Source organism: Clostridium tunisiense TJ, assembly GCF_000300195.1.
In the GTDB taxonomy this organism is placed as follows: Bacteria; Bacillota; Clostridia; order Clostridiales; family Clostridiaceae; genus Clostridium_J; species Clostridium_J tunisiense.
The window spans coordinates 108,854-128,170 of the sequence record NZ_AMQH01000012.1; the positions used below are offsets into that span (position 1 = coordinate 108,854).

Sequence of the window (19,317 nt, forward strand, 5' to 3'; positions counted from 1 at the left end):
CATATATATGATGATTTAAAAAGGAAGTGCAATTATGAGTGAATGTGTAAGTAAAGTGTTTATTTATAATGGAGACGTAATGCCTGGTGATGAATTTGAAGCTCTATATCCTAAATCTGAAAAATTATTATATGAAGTAATCAGGATTATTAATGGAAAACCGCTGTTTTTAAAGGAACACTTAGAAAGACTTAAAAACTCTATTGACTTTTCAGGAGTTAAAGGAAATTTTCTCGAGAAGGACATAAGACAGAATATTCTAAAGTTAATTAAAGAAAATTCTATGGAACAAGGAAATATAAAATTAATATTAGATGAGAACAATACCTTGATTTATTGTGTTAAACACAGCTATCCAACTAAAGAAATGTATAGTACTGGAGTTAAAACTATACTTTATTTCGGCGAACGAGAAAATCCAAATGCTAAGGTTATAAACAAGAGTTTTAGGCAAGTAATAGATGAAAAATTGAAAGAAACTAATAGTTATGAAGCTATCCTTGTGAATAAGGATGGATATATAACTGAAGGAAGCAAAAGTAATATTTTTATGATACGAGAAAATTATGTTTTCACTGCACCGATAAAGGCAGTTCTTCCAGGGATCACAAGAGAAATGATAATTAAGGCTTGCGAAAGCATTGGCTTAGTTGTTATAGAGAAAAATATACACTATAAGGATTTAATAGAATTAGATGGTTTATTTATATCAGGTACATCTCCAAAGGCGTTGCCAATAAATGAAGTTCAAGGGGAAAAGTTTAATTCTGCTCATAATGAGGTTATAAAGGACATAATGAGGGAATTTGACAAGATAATTATTGATGATTTAACTAATTTTAATTATATTTAATAAGGGCAGTTTTTCTATTTTACAGGTGAGTAAAGACACTTAAGTAAGAAGTTATGGGAGAGTAAAACATTGTTTATAAAATAGATATTCTTTAATGTAAGTATTCTTTTAAATCTATTAGTGAAAATTATTTAACTAAGTAATCAAGATTTTAAGACTTGATTTATAAACTCACTTTATAATGGGGAATAGTGGGTTTTTCAAAGATTGCTAAAGGGTATAGAACTTACTTTTAAAGCTTGGATAAGATGCATATTCATAATTTAAGGGGTTTCAAAGAAAAAATATCATAAAGTAAGGGATAATTTTGACGATAATTATAGATATAAGACTAACTAAGGTGAAATATGGCATATTAATAAGAAGGTTGCCTTAATAACTTTAATTAAATAAATTCATAAATAATACAGTTAAGTTTTGTATTTAATTATATGAAATACTAATCTAAATCTATCCCTAACTTTGTGTGTCTAAAAGAGATTATTAATAAGGGGGGATCATGGGTGAAGGAATACAGTTTTTATGGAAAAAATTTAGAAGGGTGTCTTGATGAAAGTAGCAAGGAGCTTAATATACCTAAAGATCAATTAGTTTATAAGGTGATCAGCGATAAGAAAAGCTTATTTAAAAAAACATTTAACATTATAGTGTATGTAGAATCAGAAAGCCCTTCGAGTACATATGATAAGACAGAAAATGTGGTTAGTGATAAAAACATAAATGGGGAAGAAGAAAAAAAATCTTCAAAACCAAATGAGAAACTTGGCAGTGTTAAGGTTCTGGGTGGGGAGTTAATTATCAAAGATTCAGAAGATAAAAGAGCAAAACCTATAATAGTGATAGGAGAAGGTGTCATTGTAAAGGTTGATGGAAAGGAAGTTTCAAGTAGAGCAGCAGTAACCAGTGAGAATAATATCGAGATTGAGTTTGAAAATCTTAAGGCTAAAAGAGAACTAAATATAAGTATTTCAGAGGATAAGCTAGAGTGCTATATATCTATAACTTATTCTCCTGAAGTGATTTATGGACTTCAGGATGCTGAAGAAAGTAATTCAATAACTTTAGACTCAAAGATAGTTAAAAAAGAACACCCTCCACTATTCACTGAACAGGAAATCTTAGAAATACTTAAGAGCAAAGGTGTTATTTATGGGTACTGTAAAGAAAATATAAAAATCTGCTTAAGTCCTGAAGGTGCAAAGGAAGTTTTAGTTGCAAGAGGAGATCAGGTTGTTCCATCTGAAAATGATATAGTAGAGGTTTTATTTAAACAAAGTAATACACATGATTTTGAGTTAGATGATAGTGGAAATGTGGATTTTAAATCTATAGGAAATATTTCTAGTGTTAAGAAGGGAGACATTCTTTGCAAAAGGGTTTTAGGAAAGGATGGAATTCCTGGGAAAAATGTTTTTGGACAAGTCATCGCTCCTAAAAATAGAAAAGAAAAAGACATAGTGCCTAAAGAGGGTTGCGAACTTATGGATGAGAACACCATTGTAGCCTCTATGGATGGTAAGCCTCAGGTTAAAGGAAATTACTACTCTGTGCACAATATTCATAAGGTCATGGGGGATGTGGATATTAAAACTGGAAATATTCATTTCATTGGCGATGTTATAGTTTATGGTGACGTTAAGGAAGGAATGAACATAGAAGCTGGGAATTCTATACTCATTAATTCTAATGTTTATAGAGCTGTTTTAAAAGCCGGAAGTGATATCTGTATAAAAGGAAATGTAATTTCTTCTTCTATAGTAGCAGGAAGTAATTATGTAGATTTATTAAAATACACAGATTGCTTAGAAGAGTTAGCTGATACTTTAAAATCCATAAGTAGTATTGTAGAGCAAGTTAAACACAATAAGTTTTCTGTTCAAAATATACCTGATGGATCCTTGATAAAAAACATAGTAGATAGCAAATATAGAGGATTTAAGGGGAAGGTTAATGAAATATTTAAACAAATGCAAAATTTAAAAGATACACAAAATAAAGTTTTTAGAATAATGAACGATAAATTATCAGATGCCTATTTTTCTAATATAAAGGACTATGGTGAATTAAAACATATTGAGGATTTAATTAGAGAAAAGTTAGAAAGAATGAAGGGCACAGAAGAAAATATGTCAAATATAACACTGAACTATGTACAGGACTCGAATATAGAAGGTTCAGGAGATATAGTGATTGTGGGAAAAGGAGTTTACAAATCCCATATTACTGCCATGAGTAATCTTTACTTTGTTGGAAATGAAAACAGCACTGCTAGGGGTGGAGTCTTAAGAGCTAAGAAGGAAATAAGTGCTAAAATTGTAGGATCACCTACTGGTGTAAGTACCATACTTGCGGTACCAAAAGATGGACATATATATTGTAATATTGCACATTTAAATACTAAATTCATGGTAGGGGAAAAAGAAGTTGTATTAGATGAATCCTATAAAAACATACACGCTTATTTAAATAAAGATTCAGAACTAATAGTTGATAAATTAAAACTATAAGGGGGGAAAAAATATGGCCAAAGAATTAAAATTACTTGTATTTAACATAGGTGAACAGTTTTTCTCTGGAGATATCATGGAAGTTGAAAGAATTCTTACTTATGAAACACCAACCAAACTACCAGATTCACCAGATTTCTTAGAGGGAGTAATAAACTATGAAGGAAATATTTTACCAATAATTAGTTTGGCAAAAAGATTTAATGTGGCAACAGTAAACTCAACAGATAAAAATAAAAGTTGCATTATTGTTACAAGATATGGTAATAAGGCTATAGGAATTATAGTGGATGCAGTTAATGAAGTAAAGTCAGTGAGTGAAGACTCTATTGAGGATGCACCTGAAATCTCTTCTGCTATTGCCAAAAGATATATAAGGGGATTGGTTAAAACAGAGGACAAAATAATTATACTACTCCATCTGAGCAATGTATTGTCAGAGGAAGAAAAAGAAAGAATTTAAACCTTGGGGGAAATATGGAGTATAAAGAAATAAAAGTAGGAATTGCGGACTTGAAAGTAGCAACGGTTCCAGATAGGTTAATAACCATAGGCTTAGGTTCTTGTATAGGTATTGCACTACTTGATAAAGTATCAGGGATTGGTGGACTAGCTCACATTATGCTACCAGATAGCTCTAAGTTTAGCAAAGTAAATAATGATGTAAAATTTGCTGACTTAGCTATTCCAATACTCATAAAAAAAATGAAGGAATTGGGTGCTAGTGAAAGAAATCTAAAAGCAAAAATTGCTGGTGGAGCTTCTATGTTCAACTTTTCAGACAATAAGATAAACATGGATATTGGAGATAGGAATGGTAAGGCTGTAAAAGAAATTTTGAAATCCTTTCGAATTCCCATCGAAAGTGAAGATGTAGGTGGAACAAAAGGTAGAACTATTACCTTTGATACTGTAACTGGTGACCTTTATGTAAGAACTGTGGGCGAGGGGACAAAAACTATATAATTTACACTAAATGGAGTGATTATATGAATAACAAGATAACTGTAATGGTAGCCGACGATTCAGCACTAATGAGAAGAATGGTTTCTGATATGGTGAAAATGGAAAAAGATATGGAAATCATTGATATTGCTAGAGATGGCGAAGATTTATTGAATAAGTTGAAAACTAAAGTCCCTGATATAATAACCCTTGATGTTGAAATGCCAAAGCTCAATGGTGTTGGGGCTCTAAAAAAGATTATTGAGGCTAATATTCCTGTAAAGGTAATAATGCTTAGCAGTTTGACAAAGGATGGGGCTGACATAACCATTGAATGCCTTGAAATTGGCGCAGTGGATTTTGTGCAAAAACCAGGTGGTTCTATTTCCCTAGATATTAATAAGGTAAGAGAAGAACTAATCAATAAAATAAGAATGGCTAAAGGTGTAAGAAGTAATATTGTGGGTACTAGTACTGTTAAAAAGACAGTAAGTGGTTATAACACTACTACAAAAGCTTCAACCTTAATAGAAGAAAAGGTATCATTTAAAGAGCCTGAAATTAAGAGGGAAAAAGTCATTTCCTTTAACTATAATATGCCTAGAAAGAATAGTTTGGGCAGAAGTAATGGAAAGATTGATGTGGTGGTAATTGGTGCCTCCACTGGTGGACCCAAGGCACTTTATGAAGTGATAACAAAGCTTCCAGAAACTCTAGGAGTGCCAGTGCTTGTTGTTCAACATATGCCAGTAGGTTTTACGAAGGCCTTTGCTGAAAGATTAGATAAGTTTAGCAAGCTAAAAGTCCTAGAGGCAACTCATGGCCAAAGAGTTGAGAAGAATACTGTTTACATAGCTCCGGGAGGAAGCCATATGGAGATTTCAAGTGATAAAACCATAAGGCTTACACAAGAACCACCAATATGGGGGGTAAGACCAGCAGTAGATAAGTTATTTGTTTCTGCAGCCAAAGTATATAATGGTAGACTTCTTGGAGTAGTGCTTACTGGTATGGGAAAAGATGGTTCAAATGGAGTAATTGAAATTAAGAACCAGGGAGGGTACAATATATCTGAACATGAGTCAACTTGTACAATTTATGGTATGCCAAAAGCAGCCTTTGAGACTCATATGGTAGATGAAGTTGTGCCACTACACAATATCAGTGATAGAATTGTAAAAGTAGTTGCAGAGAGGTAAAGGTAAATATGGACTTAAAATATTTTGAACAATGGGTATTAAAAGAGTTTAGTATAGATTTATCTGCGTACAAATCCAATCAGCTTCATAGAAGAATCTTGACGCTGATGTCTAGGGTTGGAGCAAATTCAGTAGAAGAATATATAACTATGCTCAAGAGCAGTAGTGAACAAAAACAAAAGTTTTTGGACTATATTACCATAAATGTTACTGAGTTCTATAGAAATCCAGAAATATTTAAAGAATTAAATAACTTTATTAAAGAAAACTTAGCTTATAATAAGCCTTTAAAAATATGGAGTGCTGCTTGCTCAATTGGAGCAGAACCATATTCTATAGCTATGATGCTGAAGGAAATATCTCCTTCAGTAAGACATAGGATTATTGCAACAGATATTGATAACACCATATTAAGAAGAGCAAAAGATGGAATATATCTAGCTAGTGATATAAAAAATGTTCCAAGTTATCAACTTGATAAATTTTTTATAAAGAAGGATGATAAATTCCAGATAAAAGATGAAATAAAGGAAATGGTTACTTTCAAAAAGCATGATTTAATTTTAGAAGGTTATGAAAGCAATTTTGATATTATTATTTGTAGAAACGTAGTTATTTATTTTACTAATGAGATAAAAGAAAAGATGTATGAAAAATTTAGTAATTCTTTAAATAAAGGCGGATTGTTTTTTATAGGTGCTACAGAAAGTATTTATAATTATAAAAAATACAATTTTGAAAAACTTTCAACGTTTATTTATAAGAAGAATTAAGGAGGGTCAAAATGGATACTTCTCAATATCTTTCTATGTTCCTTGAAGAGTCAAGCGATAATTTGCAAACCCTAAATGAATGTCTACTAGCACTTGAGAATGAACCCGGGGATATGGAAAAATTAAATGAAATTTTTAGAGTTGCACATACCATTAAAGGAATGGCTGCAACTATGGGATATAGTAAAATGGCCGAACTTACTCATAAAATGGAGGATGTACTTTCCAATTTTAGAGAAGGAAAGGTTAAAGTAACTCATAAAGTGGTAACTGTACTATTTAAGTGTTTAGATACTTTAGAGGCTATGGTGGATAGCATAACCCAAGGAAATGATGGAAATATGCCAATAGAGGAAATAGTAAGTCATTTAGAAGGCATAGCAAATGGAACAGAAGAGGGTATAGAATCATCAACTGTTAAGACAAATATAAATGAAACTATAGATAAAAGTGTACAAACCGTAACTGAAGAAACTGGGATTGTATTAAATGAATATGAGTTAAATATTATAAAGCAAGCTAAACATTCTAATGTAAGTGCTTATCATATTCATGTTACTTTAGATGAGGGAACTATTTTAAAATCAGCAAGAGCTTTTGTGCTTTTCCAAGCTTTAGAGCAAAATGGTGAAATCATAAAATCAATTCCAGCTCTTGAGGACTTAGAAACAGAAAACTTTGATTTTGATATTGACTTAGTTTATTTATCTTCAAAAACTTTAGAAGAAATTCAAGGGGAAATAAACGGAATTTCTGAAATAAGCAAAGTAGAAGTTTCTTCTTTAAATAATGGAGTTAAAATAGCAGTAAAAACAGAAGAGCACAAGGCTAATACAGATTCTGCACCTTCTGTAAAAAATCTTAAGGCTAAAGAAGTAGTAGTAGATGAGAAAATAGCTAAAAAAACATCAGATACTACTGAAATAAAAACTAAAACAATTGAGCAACCAGCACCAGTGGCGCAAGATAAAAAAGTTAAGTCAAAGGGGATTGGTCAGTCAGTAAGAGTAGATTTAGAAAGATTAGATAAGTTTATGAACATGGTTTCAGAGCTTGTTATTCATAGAACTAGATTAGAACAAATTAGCTCAAACCACAAAATAGCTGAACTAAATGAAACTTTAGAGCAGGTGGCAAGAGCAACAACAGATCTTCAAGACTTAGTAATGAAGATAAGAATGTTACCTCTTGATGTGGTGTTTAACAGATTCCCTAGAATGATAAGAGATTTATCCCTAGAATTAGGAAAAGAAATTGAACTTATTATTCAAGGCCAGGACACTGAATTAGATAGAACAGTAATTGAAGAGATTGGTGAACCTCTAATTCATCTTTTAAGAAATGCTGCAGATCATGGTATAGAAGCTACTGAAGAAAGAGTAGCTAAAGGAAAAAATCCAGTAGGAAAAGTTAAGTTAATTGCATATTCCGAAGGAACAAAAGCAGTAATCAAGGTTGAAGATGATGGAAAAGGCCTTGATGTTAACAAAATTAAAGCAAAGGCTGAGAAAATTGGAATAAGCACTGAAGGTATGAGTGAAGCGGATATTAAAAATTTAATTTTTGCTCAAGGCTTTAGCACAAATGAAGTGGTTACAGATATTTCTGGTAGAGGAGTTGGAATGGATGTTGTTAAAACCAAAATTTCTTCTCTAGGTGGAACTGTGGATGCAATAAGTGAGGCAGGTAAAGGTACAAGTTTCATAATTAGATTGCCTTTAACACTTCAAATAATTCAAGCACTACTAGTTAAAGTAGGAACAGAAACTATGGCTATTTCTTTAGGTTTTATTGATAGAGTTATTGAATATAAAGAAGAAAATATAAGAAAAACAAATAATAAAGAAGTAGTTTTATATAATGGAAATGTAATAAGCATTGTTAGAGTAAATAATAAGCTAGGAATAGAGTCTGTGGACCAAGGCAAGAAGTATATAATTCTTGTGAAGGTTGGAGAACGTGAAATGGGACTTGTTGTTGACTCATTACTTGGACAACAAGAGATAGTTATAAAACCATTTGGAAAAACTTTAAAATCTACAAAGGAATATATAGGTGCTACAATCCTTGGCGATGGATTAGTTACTTTAATTCTTGATGTAGCTGCACTAATTTAGGAGGTGTGGCATTGAGTTATCTTGAATTTAATGATATCCAAATTGATGCACTAAAAGAAGTGGGTAACATTGGAATAGGAAATGCTGCAACAGCAATGTCACAACTTTTGGGCCGTGAAATACAAATAACAGTTCCAAAGGTTAATGTCATAGAACTTGAAGATATTTTTTCAAGGATTGATGGGGAAGAGGTAGTTTATGCAGTTATAGCTAGAGTTTTAGGAGATACTCCCGGAAATATGCTCTTTGTATTTGATAAGAAGACCATATTTAAAATAGTAGAATCCTTAGTTGGAGAAATGGGAGAGGAATTAAACGAAATGGGTTATTCAGTGTTAGGTGAAATGGGAAATATTATTTTTACTACCTATATGAATGCCATAGGAAAGCTTACAAACTTATGTTTATTCCCTTCAGTACCGGCAGTTGCAAAGGATATGTTATGTGCAATCCTATCTACTACTTTTATTGAAGCGGGACAATATAGTGACAATGTATTAGATATAGAAACAGATTTCATACAAGAGAAGGAAGAACTTAGGGGTAACTTTTATTTTATTCCTATGCCTGGTTCCTTAGAAAAAATACTAGAATCTTTAGGATTAAATTAATGGAGGTATTAAAATGGCTAAAGTATTAATTGTTGATGATGCGACTTTTATGAGAATGATGATTAAAGATATATTAGAGAAAAATGGTTTTGAAGTGGTTGGTGAAGCTGGTAATGGAGCTAAAGCTGTAGAGCTTTATAAGGCTGAGAAACCAGATGTAGTAACTATGGATATAACAATGCCAGAAATGGATGGAATTGAAGCAGTGAAGGCGATAAGAGAGTTTGATCCAAGTGCAAAAGTTATTATGTGTAGTGCTATGGGACAGCAAAGTATGGTTATGGATGCTATAAGAGCTGGTGCAAAGGATTTTATAGTTAAACCATTCCAAGCTGATAGAGTTTTAGAAGCAATTAAAAAAGTAATAGGGTAGGGGGAGTTTAAGTGCAAGTTGTCGTTTTTAATATCGGTAATGAACAGTTTGCAGTAGAAACCAGCAAAGTCCAAAGTATTAATGACTTAATGAAGATTACTCAGGTGCCTAAGGCTCCAAGCTATATCAAAGGGCTTATCAACTTAAGAGGAAATATAATATCAATTTTAGATATAAACTTACTTTTAGGTATGACAAACACTGATGAGAGAAATGATAATATTATAATATTAAAGCTTGAGGATGAGCTTGTAGGAATAACTGTAGATGCTGTGGATGAAGTTATGGAATTTAGTGAAGACCAATTAGAGAAGGTTCATAATGAAATGGAAAAGTTTTATATTAAAGGAGTTATTAACTTAAAAGAGAGAATAATAACTTTAATAGATTTTGATAAGTTGATACAATAACACCTTAGGAGGTAGGCTATGGCAGAGATTTTATCACAAAATGAAATAGATGCGCTTTTATCTGCCTTGTCTTCTGGTGATATAGAAGCTGATGAGCTCCCAGGTGAAGAGGATAAGGCCAAAATCAAATACTACGATTTTAAACGTCCTCAAAAGTTTTCTAAGGATCATATAAGAACCTTAGAATTAGTTCATGATAATTATGCAAGAATAATTTCAAACTATTTAACTGCTCAGCTTAGGGCTAATGTAAAGGTTAAAGTTGAAAGTGTTCAACAAATTACTTATGAGGAGTTCATTCACTCTATACCAAATACAACTGTTCTTACCTTGTTCAAAATGCCGCCGTTAAATGGCCAAATATTGTTAGAAACTAATGAAGAGTTTGTTTTGAGAATTTTTGATGTGTTAGCTGGTGGTAAAGGTATAAAAAAACCTAAATATAAAGAACTAACAGACATAGAAAAAAACCTTATTAGGCATATAAATGAAGGATTAATATCTAACTTAAAGCTAGCATGGGAAGATGTTCTAGAAGTACACCCTGAAGTTGAAACAGTGGAAACGAACCCAGCATTAAACCAAACTCTTGCTCCTAATGAACCAGTAGCGTTAATTACTTTCACAGTAGAAATGTTTGAAACCAATATCTTTATCAATATTTGCATACCATTCCTAAGTCTTGAAAAGGTATTAGATAAATTGGTTGTGCAATATTGGTTTAGCGAAGGGGATAGCGAACTTCAAAAGGAATCAAGAGAAAAGCTAAGTAAAAATATAAGAAGAGTTGATGTAAGGCTTATGGCAATGCTAGGCACTACTGATATAACTGTGGGTGACTTTTTAAACTTAGAAATTGGAGATGTTATAGCTTTAGATAATAAATATGAGAATCCTATTGAGGTATATGTTGAAGAACAGTTAACTTTTATGGCAAAACCAGGATTACATGGCAAAAATAAAGCAATACAAATTATAGACTTAATAGATAAGGATGTGGAAAAAAATGAGTAACGGATTCCTTTCCCAAGAAGAAATAGATTCCTTATTAAATGGTGGACTTACTGAAGAATCACCTGCTGAAGCAGAGTTACTTTCAGATTTAGAAAAGGACTTATTAGGAGAGGTTGGGAATATTTCCATGGGCTCAGCAGCTACAGCCCTTTCAACTATAGTAGGTCATAAGGTAAATATAACCACACCAACCATAAGTGTCACTACTCTAAAAAATTTAAAAAATACTTTTGAAACACCAAATGTAATTTTGGATGTTAAGTTTACCAGTGGAATTGCTGGTGGAAACATACTAATTATGAAAATTACCGATGCAGCAGTAATCGCAAACCTAATGATGGGCGGTAATGGTGAAATTGAAGATCATTTAGAACTTTCTGAAATTGAAATTAGTGCGGTACAAGAGGCAATGAACCAAATGATTGGTTCAGCAGCAACTTCTATGGCTACTATGTTTAATAGGGAAGTTAATATTTCTCCACCAAATTCATCAATTGTAGATGAAACAACATCACCAATTTCTCAGGATATTGATGAAGCGGAAGAAATTATTGCTATATCATTTAGAATGACTATTGGTGATTTAATAGATAGTAATATACTTCAAATACTACCATTAACTACCGGTAAGAAGATAGTTTCCATAATGATGGGCACTGAAGAAAAAGAAGTTCCAGCGAAAGTAGAGGCTGTACCTAGTAAAGCTACAAGTAGTAATGTAGAGCAGACAGCAAAGGAAGTTCATAATAATAACCAAGGTACAAGTAACTCAAATTCAGGTTATAATAATGAAGTTGCTTACACCCATAAAGGTCCAGAACTTTATCAGGAGCCAGTACAGGTTAAGCAAGCAGCTTTTCAACCTTTAAGTGAAGTTGCAGTAAATAATGTGCCTAAAAATATTGATTTAATCTTAGATGTTCCTTTAGAAGTTTCTGTAGAACTTGGAAGAACGAAAAAGAATATTAGAGATATCTTAGCACTATCTTCAGGTTCATTAATAGAACTTAATAAGCTAGCAGAAGAGCCAGTTGATATTTTTATTAATGGTAAAAAAATCGCTTATGGTGAAGTTGTAGTTATTGATGAAAACTTTGGGGTTAAAATTACAGGTATTGTAAGTGGAGAAGAAAGAATTAAAACTTTAACAAAATAATGTTGGTAAATACTGCTAACATTATTTTGTCAAAATTATTGTCTTAGAATTAATTTGTTTCTATGCAGCTAATAATTGCATAGAAACATTTAGTTATACATGAATATTATGCTACTTGATAAACTGATTGGAAGTAATGGTTATAATTTTTAAAGTAAATTAGTAAAATCGCCCTAAACTTCATGGATAAGCATACGAATATATAACTATAAGAAGTTAACTAATTAATAAATTGGTTTGTTATAAGGCTTTGGAAGGAATTCAATTTTCAACCAAAGTTATCTTAGAAGAAGGAACTTTAAGTTTACTTCCAAAATGTCGTCAATGGGGGAGAATTTATGAAAATAAATAATTTAAATAATGTAAACAATGTGAAGTATATAAATAGTTATAAATCTAATGACTCAAAGTCAAAAAAAGGTGAAACATCACAAAATAACGATAAATGTGAGATTTCTTTAGTTGGAAAAGCTTTAAATAACCTATCCATAGAAAAAGATAATCTAGATATGAAGAGCGCTAAAGAAGTTGAAAACATAAAAAAACAAATAGTAGAAGGAAAGTATAAGGTAGACTCAAAAGCTTTAACGGATAAGCTTATGGATGTTATGAAGGGGAGAGTCTAGTTTTATGTTGATAGAGTTAAGGGAAGTACTAAAGGATGAAATAAATATAGTGAAAAGTTTACTAAACCTCCTTGAAGAGCAGCATAGCTACTTAGTTAATCAGGAGGTTTTTAACCTTGAAGGGATTATTCCAAAAATACAAGAAGCTAGTAAGTCACTAGCTTTTATTGAAAATAAAAGAAGAAAACTAGTTAATAATGAATCTATGTCTCAAGTTGTAGATAAATTGAAAAATGAAGAGATAGAAACTTTATATAAAGAAGTATTGGGGCTTCTGAATGAAGCTGAAGTACAAAAATATAGTAATGAGCTACTTATTAAGCACTCACTAAGCTATACAAATTCTATGCTTAATATGTTAAAACCAAGAAAAGAAGTAAATACCTATAATGGGTATGGAAAGCTTAAGAAATAAGGGGGGAGATTATGTCAGGTTTATTTGCAACATTAAATACATCTAAGGGTGCCATGTATACTCAACAGCAATCAATTAATATAACATCTCATAATATTGCTAATGCTGGTACTCCGGGATACTCAAGACAACATGGGGTTCAACAAACTGCAAGACCGCAAACTGTAGTTGGAGCAGGTCAAGTTGGTACTGGGGTTGTAATGAATGAAATTCAAAGGGCAAGAAATATATTTCTTGATTTTCAAATAAGGAAAGAAAGTAGTTCTATCGGAAAGTATCAGGTTAGAGAGCAATACTTAACAGAAATTGAAGGAGTGTTTAATGAACCTTCTACTACAGGACTATCAAAACTTTTATCTGAGTTTTTCGATGGATGGCAAAGTTTATCAACCAACACGGAAAAATCAGATGCAAGAACTATTGTGGCAGAAAAGGCTAAAACCTTAGCTAATGAGTTGAACCATACATACACTAACTTAAGTAAGATTAGTGAGAATTCCAAAAGTCAAATACAACAAAGTATTTTTGATATAAATAATATATTTGATCAACTTAATTCTCTTAATGAAGAAATTAAAACAGTTACAGTAGCGGGAAATAACCCGAATGATTTAATGGATAGAAGAGATTTACTTTTAGATCAACTAAGTACAAAGTTTGGAATATCAACTAAAAATGAAAACTATAACTCTATGACCTTAAAACCAGATGGCATAGAAGGAATTAATTTAATAAACACAGATGGAAGGACAGAAGTTAAAAAACTTGCCTTTGTCAATGATGTTAAAGAACTGAAACAAACCATAGGTGGAAAAGAGGAGTCCTATAGTCCGAAAAAGTATGAGATTACGTACTACAAGAATGGTGACATGACTTCTGAAACTAACAAAAACACTTTAATTGTTGAAACTGATGATGCAACGCTAATAAATAATATAAAAGAATCCAGAACCCTTTGGGTTAATCAGGATGGGTCAGTTCCTTCAAAAATTGGTGATGAAATAATTGAAGTAACCTCTAATGGAAACGGACGAGAAATATCAATTGAAGACCTAAATTTGCTAGTATTCAAACCAAATACTGGTGAATTAGGAGGAGTTCTCTCAATTTATAAAGATATTGATGGTTATAAAAGTCAACTGGATTCTTTAGCTAAGTCAATTGCCTATTCAGTTAATGCTGTCCACATGGAAGGGTATGGAGCTGATAGCATTCCATTCTTTGTTGGAAAAGATAATCCGCTGGACTATAATAATATATCTGCTGGAAATATAAAAATTAATGAAGAAATTATAAAAGACCCTATGAAAATACAGACAGGACTTAGTAAGGATTCTGGAAAAACTGATGGAAAAAGAGCTCTTGCTATTGCGCAACTTAGAGATTTAGCAATGAATATTCAAGATATAACTGAAGGCACAACATATGATGCATTCAAGACTAGTGAATTTAACTTGCCAGTTGGGATAGGTATTGCAGAAGGAAAAAATCTTAGCACAGGCATGAAAATAGAAGGCTTTTATAAGAATTCTATAAATAAATTAGGAATACAATCACAAGAGTCTCAAAGAATAGTTAAAAATCAAGAAACCCTATTAGAAGGACTTTTAACAAGAAGAGCTTCCGTATCAGGAGTTTCAATGGATGAAGAAATGGTAAACTTAGTGCAATTTCAACATGCATATCAAGCTAATGCAAAAATGATATCCACAGTAGATGAACTGTTAGATGTGGTAATCAACGGATTAAAGAGATAGATGAGGTGATAGCATGAGAATAACAAATGGAATGTTAAGTACTAGCTTTTTAGGTGATATGAACAGAAACCTAAACCAAATGCAAACTATACAAAAACAGCTTACTTCGGGGAAGGAATTTAGCAGACCTTCAGATAACCCTTTTAAGGTAGCTCGTTCTATGCAAATGTATAGTGAGATTTATGCTAACAAACAATTTAACTCAAACATTAAAGATACAATAAATTGGATGGATACAACTGATTCCGCATTGAATCAAGCAACAAATACAATGCAAAGGGTTAGAGAGTTAATGGTTTCTGCAGGAAATGCTGCATATGGAAGTTCGCAGTTTAATGCGATTAAAGATGAAATTAATGAAAAGGTTGCTGAATTTGGTCAAATACTTAATACCAGTTTTGATGGTAAGTATATTTTTGGCGGTACAGATGGTACTATTAAACCTATAACTGTGAGCACTAGTGATATGAACTTTATAGATAAGGATGGTAAAACAATAACTATAAAAGATGCTAATAAGCTGGAGCCAGTTACAAATCCTAATGTCAAAAACAAGTTAGAAGTAGAAATATCTCCTGGGGTTAAGGTTGAATATAATGTAAATGCTAGCGAAATCACTGAATATGATACAGGGAAGAATATGACAACTTTATTTGAAAATATTTTGAAGCATTTGAGTGATAATAGCCAAAAGGGAGAAGTTACAGGTAGTGATTTAAAAGAAATGGATAGTGCTATAAACAAACTTTTAGAACTTTCTTCTAAAGTAGGAACAGTACAAAATAGAATGGAAAGCTCTAAAGCTCTTAATGAAGAGCAAAATTTTAATATGACAGAAATTTTATCTGCTAATGAGGATATAGATTTAGTTGAAAAGACCATGGAATTTGCAACTATGCAGACTATTTACATGGCATCATTACAAACTAGTGCCAAAGTGTTACAACCAAGTCTAATAGATTATTTAAGATAATAATTAAAATATAAGGAGAAGCTTATATGAAAATTGAAACAAAATATCATGGAACTGTGGAGTATGAAGAGAAGGATATAATAGCCTTTAAAAAAGGATTACCTGGCTTTGAAGAGTTTCATAAATTTATTGTATTTCCTTTGGAAGATAACCCCTACTTTAAAATTCTTCAGTCAGTAAAGTCCCCTGAAATAGGACTTGTGGCGGCAAATCCTTTTGATTTTATAGAGGATTATGAAGTAAGTTTAAGTAATGACCTGCAAAAGGATTTAGAAGTGGAAAAACCAGAAGATGTACTAATTTTAAATACGGTCACATTAAACTCGGAAGTAAGTAAAATCACAACTAACTTGAAGGCTCCGATAGTTATAAATATAAATAAGAAACTAGGGGAACAAATAATACTAGATAATGAAAAATACAGTATAAAACATCCTTTAGTAAGGGAGTGATATTTTGTTAGTTATAACAAGAAAAAAAGGAGAATCTCTCTTAATTGGAGATAATATAGAAATAACTATAGTGAAGTTAGATGATGGAAGTGTAAAGCTTGCTATAGATGCACCAAAAGAGATGAGAATTCTTAGAAAAGAACTTTATAATGAAGTTAAAGCAGAAAACCAAAAATCAATAGAATTTAACTTAGATGTGCTTAAGGGGATAAAAAAGTAATTAGTTTGGGGTGTGAATTATGGAAAACTTGGGTATAAGCCAAGGAAGAATAAATACTGTAGACTTTACTATCAATAATACAAATAGCGTTAAAGAGGACATAAAGAAGTTTACAGTTAATGAAAATACAACTGAGCCTGAAATTACACAAAAAGACGTTGAAAAATCAGTGGAAAAGTTAAACAAATTTCTTGAAGATGAGAAGGTACATGTTGAATACGAAGTTCATGATAAATTTAATCAGCTGATGATAAAAATTATAAACAATGAAACGAAAGAAGTAATACAGGAGCTGCCTCCAAGGAAGATTATAGATATGGTAGCTAAAATGTGTGAAATGGTTGGGATTTTGATGGACAAGAAAGCGTAAGCTTTATGGTGTGAATAAAATACCAGTAAGGGCTTTTATGTATAAGAAATGGGAGGAAATCTATGTACGGGAATAATGCTTATAATGTGTACAAAAACAATAGCATAAATTTTGCTTCAAAAGAGCAACTTTTACTTATGCTTTTAGATGGCTCTGTAAAATTTGCTAAAATAGCAAGACAAGCTATTTTAGATAAAGATATTATGAAGGCTCATGAAAATATCGTTAAAACTCAAAACATTTATTATGAGTTAATGACTAGCCTTGATGTAAATCAAGGTGGAGAATGGGCAAAAAACTTAATGGGGATTTACACTTTTATAATAGATAAATTAGTTCAAGCTAATATTAAAAAAGATGTTAATACTATAGATGAAGTAATGCCTTTAATTGAAGATGTAAGAGATACTTGGAACGAGGCTTACAAGATTTCAAAAAGAAATAAATAAAATGGGGTGATTTAAATGAGGATAACAGGGCTAGGAACAGGACTAGATATGGATCAGTTGGTTAAAGAGTCCATGAAACCTTATAGGATAAAAATAGAGAAAAAAGGTCAAGATAAGGAAATTCTTGAGATAAAACAAAAACTGTATAGAGAAGTAATAAAGGAGTCTAGAGAGCTTTACAATAAGTATTTTGAAGTAACTAATAAAGATAGCTTAATTCTTAGTAAAAATTGGACAACTACTAAATTTACATCTTCTAATGAAAACTTAGTTTCAGTTACTGGGGGTAGTGAAGCAAAGGTAGATACCTATACCGTAACAGGTCAGAGTGCAAAGGCTAATCAAATAGCAATTACTGAAGGGATAAATAAAGATGATAAATTAGTGATTAATGGTGAGACTTTCACATTAAAAGGTGAAAGTGCAAAAGAGAGAGCTACTAATTTAAATAATGAACTTAAGGCAAAGGGAATTAATGTAAGTGTAAAATATACTGATTTTGCAGCAACTGTTGGAGAGAACAAAAGTGGATTTATTTTAGAATCTACTGTTTTGGGTGTAGACAATAAGTTTACTATTGGCGGTGGATTTAGCGATAACATAGGAATCGTTTTACAAGGTACTGATGCAACTGCATCAACTATAACTAATCCAAGTTTCACAGTTGATAATTTTAAAGCAGCAGGTGGAAAGATAAAAATAGGTACTAGTACAGAAATTCAGATAATAACAGATGGATTAACGAATTCAGATATAGAAAAACTCCTTCAAGATAAATTAAAAAGTTTTAAATTAACAGCTGAAATTAATGGAAGTAATGAAATTATATTTAAAACTACAGATTTAGGTAAAGGTGTAGCAGATCCTAAAATATCAATAAATGGTGTTAATGGTGTATTTACTGAAGGAGAAAATGCCACATTCACAAATAATACTATTGATTTAAGTAATATATCAGGGAAAACAATTACTATAAATGGAAATTTGGTAGATTTAACAGGGAAAACAACTGAAAAAGAAATTTCTGACCATATAAATGAAGTATTAAAAGCTGGGGGAACTCCTATTACAGCTACTGGGGAATTAGGCACAGGTAAAATAGTATTAACAGCTAATATGGCTGGAGCAAGTCAAAAGATTGATGTTAAGGTGGGTAAAGATCCAGTAGGTAATCCAGGGGATCCTGATTATGTTGAGCCTATTAAGGTTGTTTCAAATGGTCAAGATGCTGAAATGATAATTAAAAACAGCAATGGTGGAATTTATACTCATACTGGATTATCAAATTCCATTACTGTAGATGGGGTAACCTTTAAGTTTAATGGGGATATACCTGATGGAACTTCTATAACTATAAATGGTAAACAAGATGTTACAGAAACTAAAGATAAATTAGTTAAATTTATTAATGATTACAATAAATTGATTGAAAAGTTAAATACCTTAACTTCAGAAAAAAGAAATAAAAGCTTTGTGCCTTTAACTCAAGACCAAAAAAAGGAAATGTCTGAGGATGAAATAAAGTTATGGAATGAAAAAGTACAAAAAGGACAACTAAGTAGGGATAATGATGTAACTAGAATAGCAAATAGCATGAAAGAAGCTATGAGAAATCTAGTTGATGGTTCAGGATTAAATTTAGAAAAAATAGGTATAAAGCCTGTAGCAGATTATCAAGGAACTAAAAATGGAACTTTTACAATCGATGAAAATACCTTAACAAAAGCTTTAGAAGAAAATTCAGAAGAAGTAATGAATTTATTCATAAAAGCAAAACCTACTGATCCTATTCTTTCAAATGAAAAAAAATATTCTCAAACTGGCATAGCACAAAGATTAAAAGATATTTTATATAATGAAACAGTGACAGTGGCTTCTTCTATACTCAAAAAAGCAGGTATTGAAGGTTCTTCTACGGTTTTCAATAATGAAATAAGTAAATCCATAGAAAAATATGAGCAAAAGATGAAGGAAATGGAAACAGATTTTTCAAGAAGAGAACAAGCTTTATATAGTAAATATTCGTACTTAGAAACAATGATGAATAAGTACACTTCACAACAAAGCTATTTAACTCAACAATTAGGAATGGGTTAA

21 protein-coding genes are annotated in these 19,317 nt (G+C 31.6%); all 21 read left to right on the forward strand.

Annotated features, from left to right (window positions below):
* Positions 1 to 34 precede the first annotated feature (34 nt).
* The gene (locus C661_RS0112215; protein ID WP_017415606.1) at positions 35 to 853 is read left to right on the forward strand and encodes an aminotransferase class IV; all 819 of its coding nucleotides are present in this window, start codon (positions 35 to 37) and stop codon (positions 851 to 853) included.
* Positions 854 to 1,356: 503 nt separating this feature from the next.
* On the forward strand, positions 1,357 to 3,360 hold the full coding sequence (locus tag C661_RS0112220; RefSeq protein WP_017415607.1) for a flagellar assembly protein A: 2,004 nt from the start codon (positions 1,357 to 1,359) through the stop codon (positions 3,358 to 3,360).
* Between the two features lie 13 nt (positions 3,361 to 3,373).
* Positions 3,374 to 3,823, forward strand: coding sequence for a chemotaxis protein CheW (locus tag C661_RS0112225; protein WP_017415608.1), 450 nt, complete (start codon positions 3,374 to 3,376; stop codon positions 3,821 to 3,823).
* A 14-nt stretch (positions 3,824 to 3,837) separates the two neighbouring features.
* A complete protein-coding gene (locus C661_RS0112230) occupies positions 3,838 to 4,326 on the forward strand; it encodes a hypothetical protein (RefSeq protein WP_017415609.1) in 489 nt (162 codons plus the stop codon).
* Positions 4,327 to 4,349: 23 nt separating this feature from the next.
* Complete coding sequence (locus C661_RS0112235; RefSeq protein ID WP_017415610.1) at positions 4,350 to 5,504, forward strand: protein-glutamate methylesterase/protein-glutamine glutaminase; 1,155 nt, start codon at positions 4,350 to 4,352, stop codon at positions 5,502 to 5,504.
* A gap of 8 nt (positions 5,505 to 5,512) precedes the next feature.
* On the forward strand, positions 5,513 to 6,277 hold the full coding sequence (locus tag C661_RS0112240; protein ID WP_017415611.1) for a CheR family methyltransferase: 765 nt from the start codon (positions 5,513 to 5,515) through the stop codon (positions 6,275 to 6,277).
* A gap of 11 nt (positions 6,278 to 6,288) precedes the next feature.
* Positions 6,289 to 8,394 (forward strand): chemotaxis protein CheA, encoded by a 2,106-nt coding sequence (locus C661_RS0112245; protein ID WP_017415612.1) that lies wholly within the window; start codon positions 6,289 to 6,291, stop codon positions 8,392 to 8,394.
* 11 nt (positions 8,395 to 8,405) lie between these two features.
* On the forward strand, positions 8,406 to 9,005 hold the full coding sequence (locus C661_RS0112250; protein WP_017415613.1) for a chemotaxis protein CheC: 600 nt from the start codon (positions 8,406 to 8,408) through the stop codon (positions 9,003 to 9,005).
* A gap of 13 nt (positions 9,006 to 9,018) precedes the next feature.
* Positions 9,019 to 9,378, forward strand: a complete 360-nt coding sequence (locus C661_RS0112255) for a response regulator (RefSeq protein WP_017415614.1) — start codon at positions 9,019 to 9,021, stop codon at positions 9,376 to 9,378.
* An 11-nt stretch (positions 9,379 to 9,389) separates the two neighbouring features.
* On the forward strand, positions 9,390 to 9,788 hold the full coding sequence (locus C661_RS0112260; RefSeq protein WP_017415615.1) for a chemotaxis protein CheW: 399 nt from the start codon (positions 9,390 to 9,392) through the stop codon (positions 9,786 to 9,788).
* 18 nt (positions 9,789 to 9,806) lie between these two features.
* Positions 9,807 to 10,802, forward strand: coding sequence for a flagellar motor switch protein FliM (gene fliM, locus C661_RS0112265; protein ID WP_017415616.1), 996 nt, complete (start codon positions 9,807 to 9,809; stop codon positions 10,800 to 10,802).
* Positions 10,795 to 11,958, forward strand: coding sequence for a flagellar motor switch phosphatase FliY (gene fliY, locus C661_RS0112270; protein ID WP_017415617.1), 1,164 nt, complete (start codon positions 10,795 to 10,797; stop codon positions 11,956 to 11,958). Before fliM ends, fliY begins: the two co-directional genes overlap by 8 nt.
* A 338-nt stretch (positions 11,959 to 12,296) precedes the next feature.
* Positions 12,297 to 12,584 carry a flagellar biosynthesis anti-sigma factor FlgM gene (flgM, locus tag C661_RS0112275; RefSeq protein ID WP_017415618.1) on the forward strand — a complete coding sequence of 96 codons (288 nt, stop codon included), beginning with the start codon at positions 12,297 to 12,299 and terminating at the stop codon, positions 12,582 to 12,584.
* 4 nt (positions 12,585 to 12,588) lie between these two features.
* Positions 12,589 to 12,999 carry a flagellar protein FlgN gene (locus tag C661_RS0112280; RefSeq protein ID WP_017415619.1) on the forward strand — a complete coding sequence of 137 codons (411 nt, stop codon included), beginning with the start codon at positions 12,589 to 12,591 and terminating at the stop codon, positions 12,997 to 12,999.
* A gap of 11 nt (positions 13,000 to 13,010) precedes the next feature.
* Positions 13,011 to 14,756 (forward strand): flagellar hook-associated protein FlgK, encoded by a 1,746-nt coding sequence (gene flgK / locus C661_RS0112285; RefSeq protein ID WP_017415620.1) that lies wholly within the window; start codon positions 13,011 to 13,013, stop codon positions 14,754 to 14,756.
* A gap of 13 nt (positions 14,757 to 14,769) precedes the next feature.
* Positions 14,770 to 15,729 (forward strand): flagellar hook-associated protein FlgL, encoded by a 960-nt coding sequence (gene flgL, locus C661_RS0112290; RefSeq protein ID WP_017415621.1) that lies wholly within the window; start codon positions 14,770 to 14,772, stop codon positions 15,727 to 15,729.
* Positions 15,730 to 15,755: 26 nt separating this feature from the next.
* The gene (fliW, locus tag C661_RS0112295; RefSeq protein WP_017415622.1) at positions 15,756 to 16,181 is read left to right on the forward strand and encodes a flagellar assembly protein FliW; all 426 of its coding nucleotides are present in this window, start codon (positions 15,756 to 15,758) and stop codon (positions 16,179 to 16,181) included.
* Positions 16,182 to 16,185: 4 nt separating this feature from the next.
* Complete coding sequence (gene csrA, locus C661_RS0112300; protein ID WP_017415623.1) at positions 16,186 to 16,401, forward strand: carbon storage regulator CsrA; 216 nt, start codon at positions 16,186 to 16,188, stop codon at positions 16,399 to 16,401.
* A 19-nt stretch (positions 16,402 to 16,420) separates the two neighbouring features.
* The gene (locus tag C661_RS0112305; RefSeq protein ID WP_017415624.1) at positions 16,421 to 16,771 is read left to right on the forward strand and encodes a flagellar protein FlaG; all 351 of its coding nucleotides are present in this window, start codon (positions 16,421 to 16,423) and stop codon (positions 16,769 to 16,771) included.
* Between the two features lie 62 nt (positions 16,772 to 16,833).
* The gene (fliS, locus tag C661_RS0112310; RefSeq protein ID WP_017415625.1) at positions 16,834 to 17,220 is read left to right on the forward strand and encodes a flagellar export chaperone FliS; all 387 of its coding nucleotides are present in this window, start codon (positions 16,834 to 16,836) and stop codon (positions 17,218 to 17,220) included.
* 15 nt (positions 17,221 to 17,235) lie between these two features.
* Positions 17,236 to 19,317: a flagellar filament capping protein FliD gene (fliD, locus tag C661_RS0112315; protein ID WP_017415626.1), complete on the forward strand. Its 2,082-nt coding sequence runs from the start codon at positions 17,236 to 17,238 to the stop codon at positions 19,315 to 19,317.